This window comes from Saccharothrix espanaensis DSM 44229 (assembly GCF_000328705.1).
Lineage (GTDB): Bacteria > Actinomycetota > Actinomycetes > Mycobacteriales > Pseudonocardiaceae > Actinosynnema > Actinosynnema espanaense.
This window is the reverse complement of sequence record NC_019673.1, coordinates 2,642,637-2,659,928: the sequence shown is the minus strand read 5'-3', so window position 1 is coordinate 2,659,928 and position 17,292 is coordinate 2,642,637. Positions and strand designations below refer to the sequence as shown.

General features: G+C 70.2%; 14 protein-coding genes. 8 read left to right on the top strand and 6 right to left on the bottom strand.

The window, feature by feature from the left end; translation table 11 throughout:
• Positions 1-391 precede the first annotated feature (391 nt).
• From BN6_RS12225 to BN6_RS12205, 5 genes are all read left to right on the top strand, one after another.
• Entirely contained in the window at positions 392-1,144 is a 753-nt protein-coding gene (locus BN6_RS12225; protein WP_015099941.1) for a response regulator transcription factor, read from the top strand.
• Positions 1,122-2,597, top strand: coding sequence for a sensor histidine kinase (locus tag BN6_RS12220; RefSeq protein WP_015099940.1), 1,476 nt, complete (start codon positions 1,122-1,124; stop codon positions 2,595-2,597). The genes BN6_RS12225 and BN6_RS12220 overlap by 23 nt, the downstream gene beginning before the upstream one ends.
• Before the next feature lie 65 nt (positions 2,598-2,662).
• On the top strand, positions 2,663-4,441 hold the full coding sequence (locus BN6_RS12215) for a glycosyltransferase family 39 protein (protein WP_015099939.1): 1,779 nt from the start codon (positions 2,663-2,665) through the stop codon (positions 4,439-4,441).
• A complete protein-coding gene (locus BN6_RS12210; RefSeq protein WP_015099938.1) occupies positions 4,438-5,685 on the top strand; it encodes a bifunctional glycosyltransferase family 2/GtrA family protein in 1,248 nt (415 codons plus the stop codon). The genes BN6_RS12215 and BN6_RS12210 overlap by 4 nt, the downstream gene beginning before the upstream one ends.
• Positions 5,682-7,475 carry a glycosyltransferase family 39 protein gene (locus BN6_RS12205; protein ID WP_015099937.1) on the top strand — a complete coding sequence of 598 codons (1,794 nt, stop codon included), beginning with the start codon at positions 5,682-5,684 and terminating at the stop codon, positions 7,473-7,475. The genes BN6_RS12210 and BN6_RS12205 overlap by 4 nt, the downstream gene beginning before the upstream one ends.
• Here BN6_RS12205 and BN6_RS12200 read toward each other — a convergent pair.
• The 4 genes from BN6_RS12200 to aspS all read right to left on the bottom strand — a co-directional run bounded on the left by BN6_RS12200 (position 7,468) and on the right by aspS (position 12,526).
• Positions 7,468-8,283 (bottom strand): SGNH/GDSL hydrolase family protein, encoded by an 816-nt coding sequence (locus tag BN6_RS12200; RefSeq protein WP_197540263.1) that lies wholly within the window; start codon positions 8,281-8,283, stop codon positions 7,468-7,470. The two genes, BN6_RS12205 and BN6_RS12200, sit on opposite strands and share 8 nt — an antisense overlap.
• 51 nt (positions 8,284-8,334) lie before the next feature.
• The gene (locus BN6_RS12195) at positions 8,335-9,534 is read right to left on the bottom strand and encodes a hypothetical protein (RefSeq protein WP_041312643.1); all 1,200 of its coding nucleotides are present in this window, start codon (positions 9,532-9,534) and stop codon (positions 8,335-8,337) included.
• 148 nt (positions 9,535-9,682) lie between these two features.
• The gene (locus BN6_RS12190) at positions 9,683-10,624 is read right to left on the bottom strand and encodes a DUF389 domain-containing protein (RefSeq protein WP_041312641.1); all 942 of its coding nucleotides are present in this window, start codon (positions 10,622-10,624) and stop codon (positions 9,683-9,685) included.
• Positions 10,625-10,753: 129 nt separating this feature from the next.
• A complete protein-coding gene (gene aspS / locus BN6_RS12185) occupies positions 10,754-12,526 on the bottom strand; it encodes an aspartate--tRNA ligase (protein ID WP_015099933.1) in 1,773 nt (590 codons plus the stop codon).
• Positions 12,527-12,664: 138 nt separating this feature from the next.
• Here aspS and BN6_RS12180 point away from each other — a divergent pair, with 138 nt between their 5' ends.
• Complete coding sequence (locus BN6_RS12180; RefSeq protein WP_051075531.1) at positions 12,665-13,336, top strand: peptidylprolyl isomerase; 672 nt, start codon at positions 12,665-12,667, stop codon at positions 13,334-13,336.
• A gap of 318 nt (positions 13,337-13,654) precedes the next feature.
• Positions 13,655-14,086: a DUF5959 family protein gene (locus BN6_RS12175; protein WP_015099931.1), complete on the top strand. Its 432-nt coding sequence runs from the start codon at positions 13,655-13,657 to the stop codon at positions 14,084-14,086.
• Between the two features lie 76 nt (positions 14,087-14,162).
• Here BN6_RS12175 and BN6_RS12170 read toward each other — a convergent pair whose 3' ends face one another.
• Complete coding sequence (locus BN6_RS12170) at positions 14,163-15,350, bottom strand: S8 family peptidase (protein ID WP_015099930.1); 1,188 nt, start codon at positions 15,348-15,350, stop codon at positions 14,163-14,165.
• 240 nt (positions 15,351-15,590) lie between these two features.
• On the opposite strand from BN6_RS12170, the gene BN6_RS12165 reads away from it, so the two are divergent.
• Positions 15,591-16,031: a GNAT family N-acetyltransferase gene (locus BN6_RS12165; RefSeq protein WP_015099929.1), complete on the top strand. Its 441-nt coding sequence runs from the start codon at positions 15,591-15,593 to the stop codon at positions 16,029-16,031.
• 104 nt (positions 16,032-16,135) lie between these two features.
• Here the strand turns inward: BN6_RS12165 and BN6_RS12160 are convergent, their stop codons facing one another.
• Positions 16,136-17,266 (bottom strand): S8 family peptidase, encoded by a 1,131-nt coding sequence (locus tag BN6_RS12160; RefSeq protein ID WP_041312638.1) that lies wholly within the window; start codon positions 17,264-17,266, stop codon positions 16,136-16,138.
• Positions 17,267-17,292 lie beyond the last annotated feature (26 nt).

Genomic DNA, 17,292 nt, shown 5'->3' with positions numbered 1-17,292 from the left:
TCCCGCCTGTGCTGTCCCGCCATGCGCGGGCAAGGCGGTGCGAGGCGGGCAGGCGGGGCGGGGCTGCGGGGCGCGGTGGGCGGGGCGAGGCGGGGCGAGGCGGGCGGGTGGGGGTGGGGGGGAAAGCACAGAAAGAGCAAGAGCGGCGCTCGCCGCTGGGCAGGCCGCCGGGGGAGGAAGGGCACGCCGTGTTCTCCCCGTATGGCCTGGTCGGGAGACAACCACCCTTGAGCAGGTAGTGCAAGCGGAAAGCGTGCTTGCACTACCTGCTCAAGCGCGGTTCGCTGCGCGCAGGCCATACAGGGAGAACACGGCGAGGGTGCGGTTTGTGTGGTTGTGGGCTGCCGTCCTTGTTCACAGGTGGTACACAGGTGCGGCACAGGGTGGGCTCATGGCGCCTTGTGACGATTGGGGTATGCGCGCGGTGTCTGCTCCTGAGCTTCGGCGGGCCGATGGGAGTCCGGTTCGGGTTCTCGTGGTCGATGACGAGTCCACTTTGGCCGAGTTGATGTCCATGGCTCTGCGGATGGAGAAGTGGGAGGTCCGCACTGCCCTGGACGGGACTTCGGCGGTTCGGGTGGCTCGGGAGTTCCGGCCCGACGTGGTGGTGCTGGACGTGATGCTGCCGGACTTCGACGGGCTGGAGGTGCTTCGGCGGTTGCGGTCCGAGGTTCCCGCGCTGCCGGTCTTGTTCCTGACCGCCAAGGATGCCGTCGAGGACCGCATCGCGGGGTTGACCGCCGGGGGCGACGACTACGTGACCAAGCCGTTCAGCCTCGAAGAGGTCGTGTTGCGGTTGCGGGGGTTGTTGCGGCGCACCGGGGTTTCCGAGGCCACCGCCGGGACCGAGCTGGTGGTCGGGGACCTGGTCCTGGACGAGGACACCCGCGAGGTTCGGCGGGGTGGGACGTCCGTGGAGTTGACGGCCACCGAGTTCGAGCTGTTGCGGTTCCTGATGCGCAACCCGAAGCGGGTGTTGAGCAAGGCGCAGATCCTGGACCGGGTGTGGAGCTACGACTTCGGCGGGCAGGCCAACATCGTGGAGCTCTACATCTCGTACCTGCGGAAGAAGATCGACGTCGGCCGCGCGCCGATGATCCACACGATGCGGGGTGCGGGCTATGTCCTCAAGCCTGCACCCTAAGCGCTGGCCGCTGCGTACGCGGCTGATCGTCGAACAGGTCGTGCTGATCGCGATCGTGTGCGCCGGTATCGGGATCGTGAGCGTGTTCGCGTTGCGGGACTTCCAGATCAACCAGTTGGACCAGCGGCTGCGGGAGGCGTCCGGTCGCGTCGAGCGCGGCGGGCCGTTGATGCCCGGCATGATTCCGCCCAACCCGTTGGACCGGCCCGGTTTCCCGCCCGGGACGTTGGTGGTGTTCATCCGGACCTCAGGGGTGGACGGGACCAGGATCCAGCCCGGGAAGGACCGGCCGGACGACCTGCCGGCGGGCGAGTTGCGGGCGCTCGCGTCGGTTCCGGCGGACGCCACGGCGCGCACCGTCCAGTTGGGCGCGGAACTCGGCGAGCACCGGGTGATGGCGGTTCGCGGGCGGGACGGGACCGTCATGGTGACGGGGCTCCCGATGGCGGAGGTGGATTCCGTCGTGCTCCGGATGGGGTTCATCGTCGGCGGGGTGGCATTGGCCGGGTTGGTGGCGGTGTCGCTGGCCGGCGCTTTGATCATCCGCAAGACGCTGCGGCCCTTGGAGAGGGTGGCGGCCACGGCCGGCCGGGTGGCGGAACTCCCGTTGCACCAGGGGGAAGTGGCGTTGGCCGAACGGGTTCCCGAAGGCGATGCCAATCCCGACACCGAGGTCGGACAGGTGGGATTGGCGTTGAACTCGATGCTCGACCACGTCGGCGAGGCGTTGTCGGCCCGCCACGCCAGTGAGACGCGGGTTCGGCAGTTCGTGGCCGACGCGAGTCACGAGCTCCGGACGCCGTTGGCCGCGATTCGCGGGTACGCGGAGTTGACGCGGCGCACCTCGGAGGAGGTCCCGCCGGAGATCGGGCACGCCATGCGACGGGTGGAGTCCGAGGCCGTGCGGATGACGTCGCTGGTGGAGGACCTGCTGTTGTTGGCGCGGTTGGACGCCGGGCGGCCGCTGGGGCGGGAGAGCGTCGACCTGTCGCGGGTCGTCGTGGACAGCGTGAGCGACGCCCGGATCGCCGGGCCGGAGCACGATTGGCGGTTGGAGCTGCCGCCGGAGCCGGTGACGGTGTCGGGGGACGCCCACAAGTTGCAGCAGGTGTTGGTGAATCTGTTGTCGAATGCGCGGGTGCATACGCCGGCGGGGACCACGGTTACGACCTCGCTTCGGTGTGAGGGTGAGGGTGAGGATGGGGGCGGGGGCGGGGGCGGGGGTGGTTGTGTGGTGATGGTGGTGTCGGATGATGGGCCTGGGATTCCTGACGGTCTTCAGGGGGAGGTGTTCGAGCGGTTCTCGCGTGGGGACACTTCCCGGTCTCGTGCTGCGGGCAGCACTGGGTTGGGGTTGTCGATCGTGGCGGCTGTTGTGGCCGCGCATGAAGGGGAAGTTTCCGTGGAGAGCCGGCCTGGACGTACCCGGTTCGTGGTGCGCCTGCCCGGCTGAGTCGCACAGGCTGCTCATAGGAAGGGCACAACGACCGCCCAGGCGTGGGCAGCAGGCTTTGCCCCATGCGAGCGCGACTACCGTTGTTGCTGTTGTTGGCCGGGACGGCTGTCCTGTACCTGTGGCGGTTGGGTGACTCCGGTTGGGCCAACGCCTACTACTCCGCCGCCGCCCAGGCCGGTTCCCAGAGCTGGTCGGCCTGGTTCTTCGGGGCCACGGACTCCTCCGGCGCGATCACCGTCGACAAGACCCCGGCCTCGGTCTGGGTGATGGGGCTCTCCGCCCGGCTGTTCGGGGTCAACGCGTGGAGCATCCTGGTTCCGCAGGCCCTGATGGGCGTGGGCAGTGTCTGGCTGCTGTACGCGACGGTGCGGCGGGTAGCGGGTGTTGCGGCCGGGTTGATCGCGGGTGCGGTTCTGGCGTTGACGCCGGTCGCGGTGTTGATGTTCCGCTTCAACAACCCTGATGCGTTGTTGGTGTTGTTGTTGGTTGCGGGCGCGTACTGCACCGTTCGGGCGGTCGAGAAGGCGTCGTGGAAGTGGTTGGCGCTGGCCGGGGTCGCGGTGGGGTTCGCGTTCCTGACCAAGATGCTTCAGGCGTTCCTGGTGCTGCCCGCGTTCGCGGTCGCGTATCTGGTTGCCGCGCCCACGTCGTTGGGCAAGCGGCTTCTGCACTTGGTTGGCGCGGGTGTCGCGGTAGTCGTGTCGGCGGGCTGGTTCATCGCGGTGGTCGAGCTGTGGCCGACCGCGTCCCGGCCGTACATCGGGGGATCACAGAGCAATTCGGTTCTTGAGCTTACGTTGGGGTACAACGGGTTCGGGCGGCTGACCGGGGATGAGGTCGGCAGTGTCGGCGGCGGTGGCGGGTGGGGGTCCACCGGGTGGAGTCGGCTGCTCGGGAACGAGATGGGCAGTCAGATCGCCTGGTTGTTGCCCACGGCCGTGGTGCTGCTGGTGGCCGGGACGTGGGCCGGCGGTCGACGTGAGCGGGTCGGGTTGGGGCTGTGGGGTGGGTGGCTGGTGGTCACCGCCGGGGTCTTCAGCTTCATGAGCGGGATCATCCACGCGTACTACACCGTGGCGCTGGCACCGGCCATCGGCGCGATCATCGGGATCGGGTCCGTGGCGCTGTGGCGGCGTAGGCACGAACCTGTTGCGGCGGCGGCGCTTTCCGGGGCGTTGGCCGTGACCTCGTTGCAGTGCTACCTGCTGTTGTCGGGGTGGTCTTCCGGGTTGGCCATGGTGGTCTTGGTGCTCGGGCTGTTGGGTGCGGTGGGTGTCTTCCTGGCTGCGGTCGCGCCTGCTGTGGTTGTGGTGCCGGTTGCAGTGGTGGCTGCGTTGTCGGGGCCTGGGGCTTACTCGATGGCTACGGCGGCCGTTCCGCATTCCGGGGCGATTCCCAGTGCGGGACCGGAGAGCGGTATGCGGGGCGGGGTGGTGGTGTTCTCGCCTGGCGGTCAGCGTGGCGGTGGGATGGGCGGGTTGTTGAGCGCGCCTGCCCCAGGGGCCGAGCTGGTCTCGTTGTTGCAGGTCAACAGTGGAAAGTTCCGGTGGGCGGCGGCTGCTGTCGGGTCCAACAACGCGGCCGGGTACCAGTTGGGTGCCGGGGTGCCGGTGATGGCTGTCGGCGGGTTCAACGGGACCGATCCCGCGCCTACGTTGGCCCAGTTTCAGGATTTGGTCCGAAGTGGACGGATCCACTACTTCCTCGGGGGTGCTGGGATGCGGGGGGAGAGCGGGTCGGATGCCGCCGAGCGGATCGTCGAGTGGGTGGCCGACACGTTCACCGCGAAGACCGTTGACGGGGTCGACGTCTACGACCTCACAGCGGGCGCACAGCAATGACACACTCCGTGCCCAGCTCCGCCTTCGAGGCTGGCGTCATGACGCTCGCGACGACGACCCTCGTGCTCGACGTGGTGGTCCCCGTGTACAACGAGGAAAGAGACCTCGCGCCGTGCGTGCGCAAGCTGCACGCGGACCTGACCCAGACGTTCCCGTACCGGTTCCGGATCACGATCGCCGACAACGCCAGCACGGACGGCACGTGGGCGGTCGCGCGAGAACTCGCCGAGGAGCTTGCCGAGGTGGTAACGGTCCACCTGTCGGAGAAGGGGCGGGGGCGCGCGCTGTCGGCCGTGTGGTCCGCGTCCGACGCGCAGGTGTTGGCCTACATGGACGTCGACCTGTCCACGGACCTCGCGGCGCTCGCCCCGCTGGTCGCGCCGCTGATCTCCGGGCACTCCGACGTGGCCATCGGCAGTCGGCTGGCCCGGGGCGCGCGGGTGGTCCGCGGGCCCAAGCGGGAGTTCATCTCGCGCTGCTACAACCTGATCCTGCGCGGTGCGCTGGCGGCCCGGTTCTCCGACGCGCAGTGCGGCTTCAAGGCGATCCGGGCCGATGTCGCCCGGCGGCTGCTCCCCCACGTCGAGGACACCGGCTGGTTCTTCGACACCGAACTGCTGGTGCTGGCCGAACGGGCCGGTGCCCGCATCCACGAGGTGCCGGTGGACTGGGTGGACGACCCGGACAGCCGGGTCGACATCGTGTCGACGGCGGTGGCCGACCTCAAGGGCGTGGCCCGGGTCGCGCGGGGGCTGGTGTCCGGGCGGATCCCGGTCGGCGAGCTGCGGGCCCAGTTGGGGCGCGCGCCGCTGGAGCCGGTGACGCCGGGGGTGCCCCGCGGGTTGTTCCGGCAGTTGGTCCGGTTCGCCGCCGTCGGGGTCGCCAGCACGCTGGCCTACCTGTTGTTGTTCCTCGTGTTGCGGGGAGGCTTGGGCGCGCAGGGGGCGAACCTCGTCGCGCTGCTCGTCACCGCGGTGGCCAACACGGCCGCCAACCGCCGGTTCACGTTCGGCGTGCGCGGCAGTCGCGGGGCCGGGCGGCACCAGTTCGAAGGGCTGCTGGTGTTCGGCCTGGGCCTGGCCCTCACCAGCGGCGCGCTCGCCGTGCTGCACCAGTTCTCCTCCCCCGGCGGCGCGGCGGAACTGGCCGCCGTCGTGGGCGCGAACCTGCTCGCCACCGTCCTGCGATTCCTGTTGCTGCGCAACTGGGTCTTCCGCATCCGTCCCCTGGAGTCCACGTCATGACCGCCACTCTCGCGGCACCCGCGCCGGTGTCGACCGCGCCGGCACCGCGCCGTTCCTGGACCACGCCGGCCCTGGTCGTGCTGCTGGTCGGCACCGCGGCGCTGTACCTGTGGAACCTCACCGATTCCGGCTGGGGCAACAGCTACTACGCCGCCGCGACCCAGGCCGGTGCGCAGAGCTGGACGGCGTGGCTGTTCGGCGGGCTGGACGCCGGCGGTGCCATCACGGTGGACAAGCCGCCGGCGGCGCTGTGGGTGAGCGGGTTGTTCGCCCGCGCCTTCGGGTTCTCGTCCTGGACGGTCCTGGCACCGCAGGCGATCGAGGGCGTGCTGGCGGTGTGGTTGTTGTACGCCGCGGTGAAGCGCACGTCCGGCGCGGTGGCCGGGCTGCTGGCCGGCGCGGCGCTCGCGCTGACCCCGGTGGCGGTGCTGATGTTCCGGTTCAACCTGCCGGACGCGCTGCTGGTGCTGCTGATGGTGGCGGGGGCGTACTGCACGGTCCGGGCCGTAGAGAAGGCGTCGTGGAAGTGGTTGGCGCTGGCCGGGGTCGCGATCGGGTTCGCGTTCCTGACCAAGATGGGGCAGGCGTTCCTGGTGCTGCCCGCGTTCGCGGTCGCCTACCTGGTAGCCGCGCCCACGTCGTTGAGCAAGCGGTTCCTGCACCTGGTCGGCGCGGGTGTCGCGGTAGTCGTGTCGGCCGGCTGGTTCATTGCGCTGGTCGAGCTGTGGCCGACCGCGTCCCGGCCTTACATCGGCGGTTCCACGAACGACTCGCTGTGGCAGTTGGCGATGGGCTACAACGGCCTGGGCCGGATCTTCGGCGGCGGCTCGACGGGCGTGGTCATGGGCGATGGAAACGGCAACGTCGGGTTCGGCGGCAACACCGGCATCGACCGGCTGTTCGGGGCGAGCATGGGTGCGGAGATCTCCTGGCTGCTGCCCGCCGCGATCGTCGGCCTGGTCGCCGGACTCTGGTTCACCCGCCGCGCACCGCGCACCGACCGCACGCGGGCCGCGTTGCTGCTGTGGGGTTTGTGGGTGCTGGTGAACGGTGTCGTGTTCAGCTTCATGAGCGGCATCACGCACCCGTACTACACGGTGGCCGTCGCGCCCGGCGTGGCCGCGATCGTCGCCATCGCGGGTCGGGAGATGTGGCGGGGACGGGCGCACTTGCCGGTGCGGGTCACCCTCGCGGTGATGGTCGCGGCCGCCGGGTTCTGGGGGTTCGCGCTGCTCAACCGATTCCCCGACTGGGCCCCGGCGGTCCGGTGGACGGTCGCCGCTCTGACGGTCGTGGTCGCCACGGCGATCGTGATGGGCGTGCGGCGGACGGCGGCACTCGCGGCCGCCGCGGCACTGCTGTCCTCGGCGGCGTTCGGCGTCGCCACGGCCGCGACACCCCACGCCGGTTCCATCCCGATGTCCGGCCCCGCCGACTACTCCGACAACCTGGGCGGCCCCATGGGCGAGGAGAGTTCCGAACTGGTGAAGGTGCTCCAGGCGACCACTGGCACCTGGGCGGCTGCGACGACCAGTGCGCAGGGGGCGGCGAGCCTGTCGCTGGCCAGCGGCAAGGCCGTCATCGGCATCGGTGGCTGGAGCGGCGGCGACCCCGCTCCCACGTTGGCGGAGTTCCAGCAGTACGTCCGGGACGGCCAGGTCGGCTACTACGTGACGGGCGGGCGGTCCATGGGCGGTCCCGGCGGCGGCAACGACGAGATCGGGGCCTGGGTGGCCGAGAACTACCCGGCCACCACCATCGACGGCTCGACGGTCTACCGGCTCAGCTAGGACGCCGGTACGCCTCGACGGGGCGGTGGCCGCCGGCCGCCGCCCCCTGCTCCGCCTTCCCCACCCACGACCGGTACACGATGGTCGCCGCGAAGGGCAGGAAGTCGCGGCCGCGCTTCCACAGCCACGGGACGCCCTTGAACACCAGCCACGCCAGGTGGTGCAGCGGCGTGATCCGGATGCCGCCGTTGCACTCCAGGCTGACCGGCTTCGGCACGGCGCAGTCCAGTTCGGCCAACCGGTTCGCGAACGCCTGCGCCAGCCGCCGGTGCCCCAGTTCCGACGGGTGCAGGCGGTCCACCGCCCAGGTCTCCAGCGCGTACGCGCCGTCCATCAGGTCCAGGTCGACGCACCCGACGCCGTACCGCCGGACGACGGCGTCGATCACCTCGTTCAGCTCGGCGATCCGCGCCGACAGCGCCCGGCGCAACGCGCCCGGCAGCCGGAACACGCGGCTGTGGTCGTGGAACCGCACGGTCACCACCGACGCGCCCGCCGCGACGAGTTCGCCGACGATCGCGTCCAGGTGCTCGTGCAGCCGGACCGCGTCGAAGTCGGAGCGCAGGGTGTCGTTCATCCCCGCCAGCAGCACCGCCGCGTCGGGCTCGGCGAGCAGGGCCGCGGGCAACTGCTCGAACCGGACCGACGCCACCCGCGCGCCGGGGAAGGACGGGTTCAGGTAGCCGACGTCCGGGAAGGACGCCGCGAGCAGCCGACCCACACCCCGCCACCCGCCGCGGACCGGATCGCCGACCCCGACCGTCGTCGAGTCCCCCAGGACCACCAGGCTTCGCACCGCTTTGGCCACGCGACGACCATCGCGCAACGACGTGTCCACCCGGGAACAGCCGGCGGAACGCTACCGGAATGCCGGGTACAGCGGCAGTTCCGCGGCCTGCTGACCGTACCGGGACACCAGCGCCGCGATCACCGCCTCGGCGTGCGCGACGACCGGCTTGACGCCCAGCGCCAGCGCGTCCGAGCGCAGCCGCACCCACCGGGCGGTGAGCACCGTGCCGCGCGGCGGCGAGTCCAGCGGCCGGTGCCCGGACGGCAGCGCCGAGTCCAGCCCCGGCAGGCCGCGCCACGTGCCCAGCCACACCCACAGCAGCTGGGACTCCAGCAGCCGGGGCAGGAACACCGCGTCGTCGTCCAGGTCCGGCCACACCGAGCCGACCTCGGCCCGCCACGCCGCCACCATCGCCTCGGACATCCCGGCGGGCAGCCCGTAGCCGCACCAGCACGACGGGAACGGCACCCGCAGGCACGCCGCGTCGAACACGATGTCGCGCACGCAGCCGCCCTCGAAGTCCAGGAACCGCACGCCCTTGCTGGTGACCAGGTGGTTGTCCGGGCAGGACGTGGACGGGCTGAACGCACGCCGGCGGGACGAGCCGAAACCGCGCAGCGCCTGCTCGGCGAACTCCACCGCGGCGGGCGGGGTGTCGACTTCCAACGATTCAAGGAGCAGCTTCGGCAGACCGGCCAGGGCGGCGTGCACGTCGACCGCGATCGGGTCCGCGCAGCACTGGCTGCCCTGCCGGCGCATCAACGCGTCGAAGTCCGCGTCCCGGCCCGCCGTGGTGGCGTGCAGCCGGCCCATCGCGTGCGCCCACGAGAGCAGGCCGCGCTCGGCGGCCCGCGCGTCCGAGCCGAGCAGCTTCTCCGCCAGCCGGGGTGCCTTGCCGAGGTCTTCCAGCACGACCAGCCGCTTGCCGTTGTCCTGGGCGACGAGCTCCGGGGTGAGCCGGTCCTCGCCGGGCAGCGCGGTGAGCAGCTTGTGCGAGACGGCTTCGTGCGCGAACGGGTCACGGTCGGCGACGGCCGACGGGTAGCGCTTGACCACGAGCGTGCGCGGCAGCGAGAACGGCGTCGAGGCCACCCGCACGCGCACGACCACGGACCGGCCGGCTCCACCGAGCCGTTCGGGGTCGGCCAGCCGCACCGTCGCGCCGAACCGCCCGCTGAGCACCGATTCGGCCGCGGTCACCGCCGCGAGCAGGTCGGAGTCGGCGGCGTCGTCGACGTCCGCCGGGCCGGCGGTGATCTCCACGCTCATCCCCTCCGACCCTACCCCGGTGGCCACCGACCTGACAGAACCCGTCCGGGCACCGTGACGGTAGTAGTCATATGCATGGTTCGACCACCATTTGTCGATACTGCAACCAAGTCAGCACAGTGACACTGCTCTCCCACTGGGTGGGACGTCAGCCGTTGGAGAGCGGTCGCCCCAGGTCACGGGTCCGACTACGCCGGTTGCGCAGCGCCAGCACCACCGCGGCGGCCACCACGATCCCCACCAGGTTAACCACCAGTTGGAGGACCGACATCCCGCAGATGGCCCACTCCCCGAGCACCGCGGCGATCGCCGCGTACCCCGCGGCGGGCACCGTCGTGACCGAGATGAACACCCCGACCAGGGCCGCGGACTTCGCCGACGTCATCGAGAGCATCCCGGCCGCACCCGCGAGCAGCGCCACGATCAACGAGAACGGCCCGACCTGGAACACGAAGTCCACCTGGTGGGCGGACAGGACCATCGTCCGGTCGAACAGCCCCGAGTAGGACCCGAGGACCGCGCCGCCGAACGTGACCAGCATCGCCAGCGGGAACCCGACCGCCAACGCCAGCCCGGCCCGCCGGACCAGGTCCCACCGCCGCAGCACGATCCCGACCGCGATCGCGGCCAACGGCCCGAACTCGGGCCCGACGACCATCGCCCCGACGATCGTGACGGGCGAGTTCGTCACCACCCCCACCGCCGCCAACAGGCACGCGATGGTGAGGAAGGCCAGGAACGTGGCGTTGAGCCGCGACTCCTCCCCGGTCCGGGAGAGCAGCTCCTCCCACACCACGGCGTCCGCCGCCTCGCCCGGAGCGGCCTCCTCGGCCCGGTCGGCGGCGTCGGACAGCGCGGTGTCGATCTGCTCCAGCGTGACCCCGCCGGTGTGGTCGATCCCCAGCCCGCACAACGCCGAGAGGACCTCGTCGGTGGCCTCCCGGGCCAGGTCGGCCGCCACGACGTCACCGGCGGGCTCGATGGCCGCGCCGGGGAACAACGCGACGTGCGTGACGCCGGGATGGGCCTTGAGCACGGCCAACACCTCGTCAGTGGCGTCGACCGGACACACGACCCGCAGGTGCAACATGCCGACTACTCTGCCCGACCCACCACGACGCCCGCTCACCAACAGCCCGGAACGCACGGCGGCCGCCCTCGGGCACATGCCCGAAAGCGGCCGCCGAACGACCACAGGCCCCCGAGGGCGCCCTGTCGACTACTTCGGTGCCGGGGGCTTGGCGTCGACCCCGGCCTCCTTGCGCTGCTGGGCCGAGATCGGGGCCGGCGCGGAGGTCAGCGGGTCGTAGCCGCCGCCCGACTTCGGGAACGCGATGACCTCGCGGATCGAGTCCGCACCCGAGAGCAGCATCGTGATCCGGTCCCAGCCGAACGCGATGCCGCCGTGCGGCGGGGCGCCGTACTTGAAGGCGTCGAGCAGGAAGCCGAACTGCTCCTGGGCCTCCTCCGCCCCGATGCCCATGATGTCGAAGACCTTCTGCTGCACGTCGGCCCGGTGGATGCGGATCGACCCGCCGCCGATCTCGTTGCCGTTGCAGACGATGTCGTAGGCGAAGGCCAGGGCGTTGCCCGGGTCGGTCTCGAACTTGTCGATCCACTCGGAGTTCGGCGAGGTGAACGCGTGGTGCAGCGCCGTCCACTGGCCGGTGCCCAGCGCGATGTCGTCGCCGATCTTGTCCACGGCCTCGAACATCGGCGCGTCCACGACCCACACGAACGACCAGGTGCCGTCCTCGATCAGGCCGGTGCGCTGCGCGATCTCCACCCGCGCCGCGCCGAGCAGCGCGCGAGCGCCGTCCGGCTCGCCCGCGCCGAAGAACACGCAGTCACCGGGCTTCGCCCCGACGGCCTCGGCCAGCCCGGCCCGCTCCTGCTCGGAGAGGTTCTTCGCGACCGGACCACCCAGCGTGCCGTCCTCGGCGACCAGCACGTACGCCAGACCACGCGCACCGCGCTGCTTGGCCCACTCCTGCCACGCGTCGAGCGTGCGCCGGGGCTGGTCCGCGCCGCCGGGCATGACCACCGCACCCACGTACGGGGCCTGGAAGACGCGGAACGGCGTCTCCCGGAAGTACTCGGTGAGCTCGGTCAGCTCCAACCCGAACCGCAGGTCGGGCTTGTCCGTGCCGTACTTGGCCATCGCGTCGGCGAAGGTCATCCGGGGGATCGGCAGGGTGATCTCGTACCCCGCCAGCCCGCTCCACAGCCGGCCCAGGATCTTCTCGGCGAGCGCGATGACGTCGTCCTGCTCGACGAAGCTCATCTCGATGTCGAGCTGGGTGAACTCCGGCTGCCGGTCGGCGCGGAAGTCCTCGTCCCGGTAGCAGCGCGCGATCTGGTAGTACCGTTCCAGACCGCCCACCATCAGCAGCTGCTTGAACAGCTGCGGCGACTGCGGCAGCGCGTACCAGGAGCCGGGGCGCAGCCGCGCGGGCACCACGAAGTCGCGCGCGCCCTCCGGCGTGGACCGGGTCAGCGTGGGGGTCTCGACCTCCACGAAGTTCTCGCCGGCGAGCACGTCCCGCGCGATGCGGTTGGCCTCGCTGCGCAGCCGGATCGCCTTGGCCGGGCCGCTGCGGCGCAGGTCCAGGTAGCGGTGCTTGAGGCGGACCTCCTCGCCGACCTCCAGGTGGTCGTCCAACTGGAACGGCAGCGGCGCGGACTCGTTGAGCACCTCCAGCGAGGAGGCGTAGACCTCGATCGCGCCGGTGGGCAGGTCGGGGTTCGCGCTGCCCTCCGGTCGCAGGGTGACCTCGCCGACGACCTTCACCACGAACTCGGAACGCAGCCGGTGGGCGCGCTCGGCCATCTCGCCCTCGCGGAACACCACCTGCGCGATCCCCGAGGCGTCCCGGAAGTCGATGAAGATCACGCCGCCGTGATCGCGCCTGCGGGCCACCCACCCGGTCAGGGTGACGGACTGCCCGGCGTGCTCGGCGCGGAGCGTCCCGGCCTCGTGCGTGCGCATCACGGGTACTGCACTCCTCAGGTCTCAAGGTGCTAGCTGAATGTCGCTTGGTCGTCAAGGCTAGCCAACGACCCCCCGGAACCCGCCACCAGGTTTGCTTCGGCCCCTCGCCGCCCCTCCTCGCGTGCCTATGATCACGCGGTGGTCAGACGCCTGCTGGTGAGCGCCGTGTTCCTCCTGCTGGGCAGCGGCTGCGCCTACACGATCCAGGGCACCCCCGTGGCGGGCCCGCTGCCGGAGGTGCCCACGGTCGAGTGCACCTACGTGGACACGTCCGAAGAGGCGAACAACAAGGCCGTCGAACCCCCGTCGGGCAAGGACGTCCCGTCCGGCGGCGAGGTCGTGATGCGCCTGGACACCGCCCTCGGCGACCTGGAGTTCACCCTCGACGCCGCCTCCGCGCCGTGCTCCGTGCACAGCTTCCGGCACCTGGTCGAGAAGCGCCTCTACGACGGCAACGCCTGCCACCGCCTGGTGACGGAGGGCATCTGGATCGTCCAGTGCGGCGACCCCACCACGAGCGGCCTGGGCGGCCCCGGCTACCGCTACGACGACCCCGAAGCCCGAACCGGCGGCTACGAACGCGGCGTGATCGGCATGGCCAACAGGGCGACGGCGGGCACCAACGGCAGCCAGTTCTTCATCGTCTACAAGGACAGCGAATTCCCCCCGGACTACCCGATCATCGGCAAGGTCACGAAGGGCCTGGACATCATCGACCAGGTCGCAACCGCCGGCGTCACCCCGGTAACCAGCAAAACCGACGGAAAACCCGTAAAACAACTGAAGTTCAAAAAGGTACAAGAGCGCTAACCCCCTCACCCCTGCCCCCACCCACCCCCGAGCCGTGTTCTCCCCGTATGGCCTGCGCGCAGCGAACCGCGCTTGAGCAGGTAGTGCAAGCACGCTTTCCGCTTGCACTACCTGCTCAAGGGTGGTTGTCTCCCGACCAGGCCATACGGGGAGAACACGGCGTGCCCTTCCTCCCCCGGCGGCCTGCCCAGCGGCGAGCGCCGCTTGAAAACCCAGGCAACTCGAAAACTGGTTCCACTCGAAACTCATATCGAACGGAGTGGCGGGCGCACTCCCGGCAGGGCGGCGATCCCACTACTCGCCGATGAAGGGACAGCCATGGGCGACATCGCCACGAGGGAGCTCATCTCCCTCGCCGATGACGAGGGGAACAGCGTCACCGTCACCGTCCTGGGGCGCCATCCCCAGTGGAACGCCGGGCTGGACGCCGCAATCGCGGTTCGGACGCCCTTCGTGTCCGGCCGTGTCGCTCTGGTGCTGTCCACCCCGGAACTGGAGTGCTGGGCGGATGCGCTGAACAGGCTCGACACCGGCGAGGACGTCGCCTGGATGGACCAGGGCAGGGGGCCGGCCGTCCGGATCCAGCTCAGCGGTGAGCGTGGTTGTCCGGAGGTGGTGGTGGAGGACGAGTCGGGATCCATGGTCACCGTGAGAGTCCCGCTCGCCCTTCCGGACGGCTGGATCGCAGCCCATCAGCAGCGTGTGCGCCGGGTGATGGCGTACTGGGTTCCGATGTTGTCAGCAGACTGACGTCGCAACCCTCCGAACCCACGAACGAAGCCGCCCCCGGCCCGAAGGACCGGAGGCGGCACCGCGATTCAGACAATCAGGCGCCAGGCGCCAGGTAGAGCAGCCGGTTCGGCGACCCCGACCCCGGGCTGGTCACCTTGCCCGCCGTGGACTGGGCGACCAGGTAGGACGCGACCTGCGCCGGCGTCGCCGCGCGGTTGTTCTGGAGGTACCGCGCCGCCGCGCCCGCAACGTGCGGCGTGGCCATCGAGGTGCCCGAAATGGTGTTCGTGGCCGAGTCCGAGGTGTTCCACGACGACGTGATGCCCGACCCCGGCGCGAAGATGTCCAGCACCGAGCCGTAGTTCGAGTAGCTGGCCCGCGCGTCGTTCTTCTCCGTCGCACCGACCGTGATCGCCTCGGTGACCCGAGCCGGCGAGGTGCTGCCCGCGTTGGTGTTGCTGTTGCCCGCCGCGATCGCGTACGTGACGCCGGCCTGGATCGACTTGCGCACCGCGCTGTCGATCGTGGTCGACGCGCCGCCGCCGAGGCTCAGGTTCGCCACCGCCGGCTTGACGTGGTTCTTGGTCACCCAGTCGATGCCCGCGACGACACCCGCCGTGGTGCCGCTGCCGGCGTTGTCCAGCACCCGCACGCCGTAGATCGTCGCGCCCTTCGCGACGCCGTACTGGCTGCCCGCGACGGTGCCCGCCACGTGCGTGCCGTGGCCGTGGCCGTCCTGCGCCACGTTGTCGTTGTCGACCGCGTCGAACCCGTTGCGGGCCCGGCCGCCGAACGTCGAGTGGCTGATCCGCACACCCGTGTCCACGACGTAGACGTTCACGCCGGTGCCGGTCGACGTGTAGCTGTACTTCGAGTCCAGCGGCAGGTTCTTCTGGTCGATCCGGTCCAGCCCCCACGACGGCGGGTTGGTCTGCGTGGCCTCGACGTGGAACACCTGGTCCTGCTCGACGTACTCGACGGCCGGGTTGGCCGCCAGGCGCTTCGCCGCCGACTCCGGCAGCGACACGGTGAACCCGTTGAGGGCCTTGCTGAACACGCGGTCGACCTTGCCGCCGTAGCGGGCGGCCAACGACGCGGCGGAGTCAGCCGAGCCCTCCTTCAGCTTCACGATGAAGCTGCCGTGCACCTTCTCGGCCGCGTCCGCGGCGCGGATCTCCCCTTCGGCGGCCTGGGCGGGGGAAGCCAACAGGGTGGACGCCGCGGCGGTGATCGCCACCGCGCCGAAGCCGGCCAGGAACCGGGTCTGTCGTGACTGTCGCATCAAGTCTTCCGTTCTCGAAGCGATGACCTGTGCGCCCACCCACCGGGACGAACTCGCAGGGTGCGGGTGTGACGCTGGGCCACCTTGCCCTCGCTGACAGTCACCAACTCAAACAGCCGGACCCCTCACCAGCCAAGAGTGAAAGATTGCCAGTTGTAACGCGGCGTGAAGAAGTCCCGTGACCAGCGCTTTCCCGAGTTTCGGGAGACCTGGTAAAACCCAGGCGCTACCTTGCCCGACATGCGATTGGAACCCGTCACCGAGGACAACTACCGCGCCGTCGTCGCCCTGGAAGTGCACGAGGAGCAACGCAACTTCGTGGCCACCAACCTGAAGTCCATCGCCGACGCGTGGATCCACCGGCCCCACATGGAACCGCTGGCGATGTACTCGGGCGACGACCTCGTGGGGTTCACCCTCCTCTACCGGCAGTACCCGGACGACCTGCACATCGTCCGCTTCATGATCGACCGGAGAGCCCAGAGCCGCGGCCTGGGACGCAAGGCCCTGGCCGCCATCGCCGACATCGCCCGCTCCGAGCAGCGCGCCCAGCTCACCCTCAGCCTCGTCCCCGACAACGCCGTGGCCCACGGCCTCTACAAGGCCTTCGGCTTCACCGAGACCGGCGAAATGCAAGAGGACGAGATCGTCATGAAACACGACCTCGCCCTCCCGCACTAACTCCCCTCGCCCCTCAGCCCTCGCTTTCAGCCCTCGCTTTCAGCCTCACCCTCAGCCCTCGCCCTCACCCCGCAGCTCCAGCCCTCACCCCCGGCAGACCCGCATTACCGCGACGGAGACCAGTACAGCAATGGACCGAACGACAACGGCGTAGCCGCCTTCACGATCTCGGCGTGCACCTGAGCCGGGGTCGCCTTCACGTTGCGCTGCAAGTACCTCAGCGCCACGCCCGACACGAACCCCGTCGACATCGACGTGCCGCTGATCGTGTTGGTCGCCGTGTCGCTGGTGTGCCACGCCGAGATGATGTTCTGCCCCGGCGCGTACACGTCCACTACCTTGCCGTAGTTGGAGAACGTCGTCTTCGTGTCCGTGTTCGTCGACGACCCGGACGTGATCGCCTCGCCCACCCGTGCCGGCGAGTAGTTGATCGCGTCCGCGTTGCTGCCGCCCGCCGTCACCGACGCCGTGACGCCGGACTTGATCAACGCGAGCACCGCGTCGTCCATCGCCGTGGACGCCCCGCCGCCGAGGCTCAGGTTCGCCACCGCCGGCTTCACCGCATTGCGCGCCACCCAGTCGATGCCCGCGACGACGCCCGCCGTCGTGCCGCTGCCGGAGCCGTCGAGCACCCGCACGCCACACACCTTGGCCAGCTTCGCGACCCCGTACGTCTTGCCCGCGACCAGACCCGCCACGTGCGTGCCGTGACCGTTGTCGTCCTGGGCCACGTTGTCGTTGTCCACCGCGTCCCAGCCGTTGCACGCCCGGTCGCCGAACTCCTGGTGCGTGACCCGGATTCCGGTGTCGATCACGTACGCCGTCGTGCCGCGCCCGTTCGTCGTGTAGCTGTACTTCGTGTCCAGCGGCAACTTCCGCTGGTCGATCCGATCAAGCCCCCAGGGCGCGTTGTTCTGGGTCGTCGGCGCCAACGCCCGCACGACCTGGTCCTGCTCCACGTACTCCACAGCCGGATCAGCGGCCAACCGCCGCGCCTGCTTCTCGCTCAACCGAGCCGAAAAACCCTTGTACGAACCACCGAACACCCGATCCACACCACTCACCCGCGACGTCACATCACCAAGCGCCGCCACGTCCTTCACCTTCACCAGGTAACTACCCGGCACCGCCAACGCCGACCCAGCGTACCGCACCGCGCCCTCGGCCTGTGCCGGTGTCGACACGGCTCCCATCGCCAGGGCTACGACGCCCAAGCCTGTCACGATCTTCCGCATGGACTTGTCCTTTTGCAGCAGGGTAA

What these genes read in the sequence shown, in the direction of transcription:
- BN6_RS12225 (WP_015099941.1), top strand. Translation starts at nt 392, where the DNA reads ATGGCGCCTTGTGACGATTGGGGTATGCGCGCGGTGTCTGCTCCTGAG.
- BN6_RS12220 (WP_015099940.1), top strand. Translation starts at nt 1,122, where the DNA reads ATGTCCTCAAGCCTGCACCCTAAGCGCTGGCCGCTGCGTACGCGGCTG.
- BN6_RS12215 (WP_015099939.1), top strand. Translation starts at nt 2,663, where the DNA reads ATGCGAGCGCGACTACCGTTGTTGCTGTTGTTGGCCGGGACGGCTGTC.
- BN6_RS12210 (WP_015099938.1), top strand. Translation starts at nt 4,438, where the DNA reads ATGACACACTCCGTGCCCAGCTCCGCCTTCGAGGCTGGCGTCATGACG.
- BN6_RS12205 (WP_015099937.1), top strand. Translation starts at nt 5,682, where the DNA reads ATGACCGCCACTCTCGCGGCACCCGCGCCGGTGTCGACCGCGCCGGCA.
- BN6_RS12195 (WP_041312643.1), bottom strand. Translation starts at nt 9,534, where the DNA reads ATGAGCGTGGAGATCACCGCCGGCCCGGCGGACGTCGACGACGCCGCC.
- BN6_RS12190 (WP_041312641.1), bottom strand. Translation starts at nt 10,624, where the DNA reads ATGTTGCACCTGCGGGTCGTGTGTCCGGTCGACGCCACTGACGAGGTG.
- BN6_RS12175 (WP_015099931.1), top strand. Translation starts at nt 13,655, where the DNA reads ATGGGCGACATCGCCACGAGGGAGCTCATCTCCCTCGCCGATGACGAG.
- BN6_RS12170 (WP_015099930.1), bottom strand. Translation starts at nt 15,350, where the DNA reads ATGCGACAGTCACGACAGACCCGGTTCCTGGCCGGCTTCGGCGCGGTG.
- BN6_RS12165 (WP_015099929.1), top strand. Translation starts at nt 15,591, where the DNA reads ATGCGATTGGAACCCGTCACCGAGGACAACTACCGCGCCGTCGTCGCC.
- BN6_RS12160 (WP_041312638.1), bottom strand. Translation starts at nt 17,266, where the DNA reads ATGCGGAAGATCGTGACAGGCTTGGGCGTCGTAGCCCTGGCGATGGGA.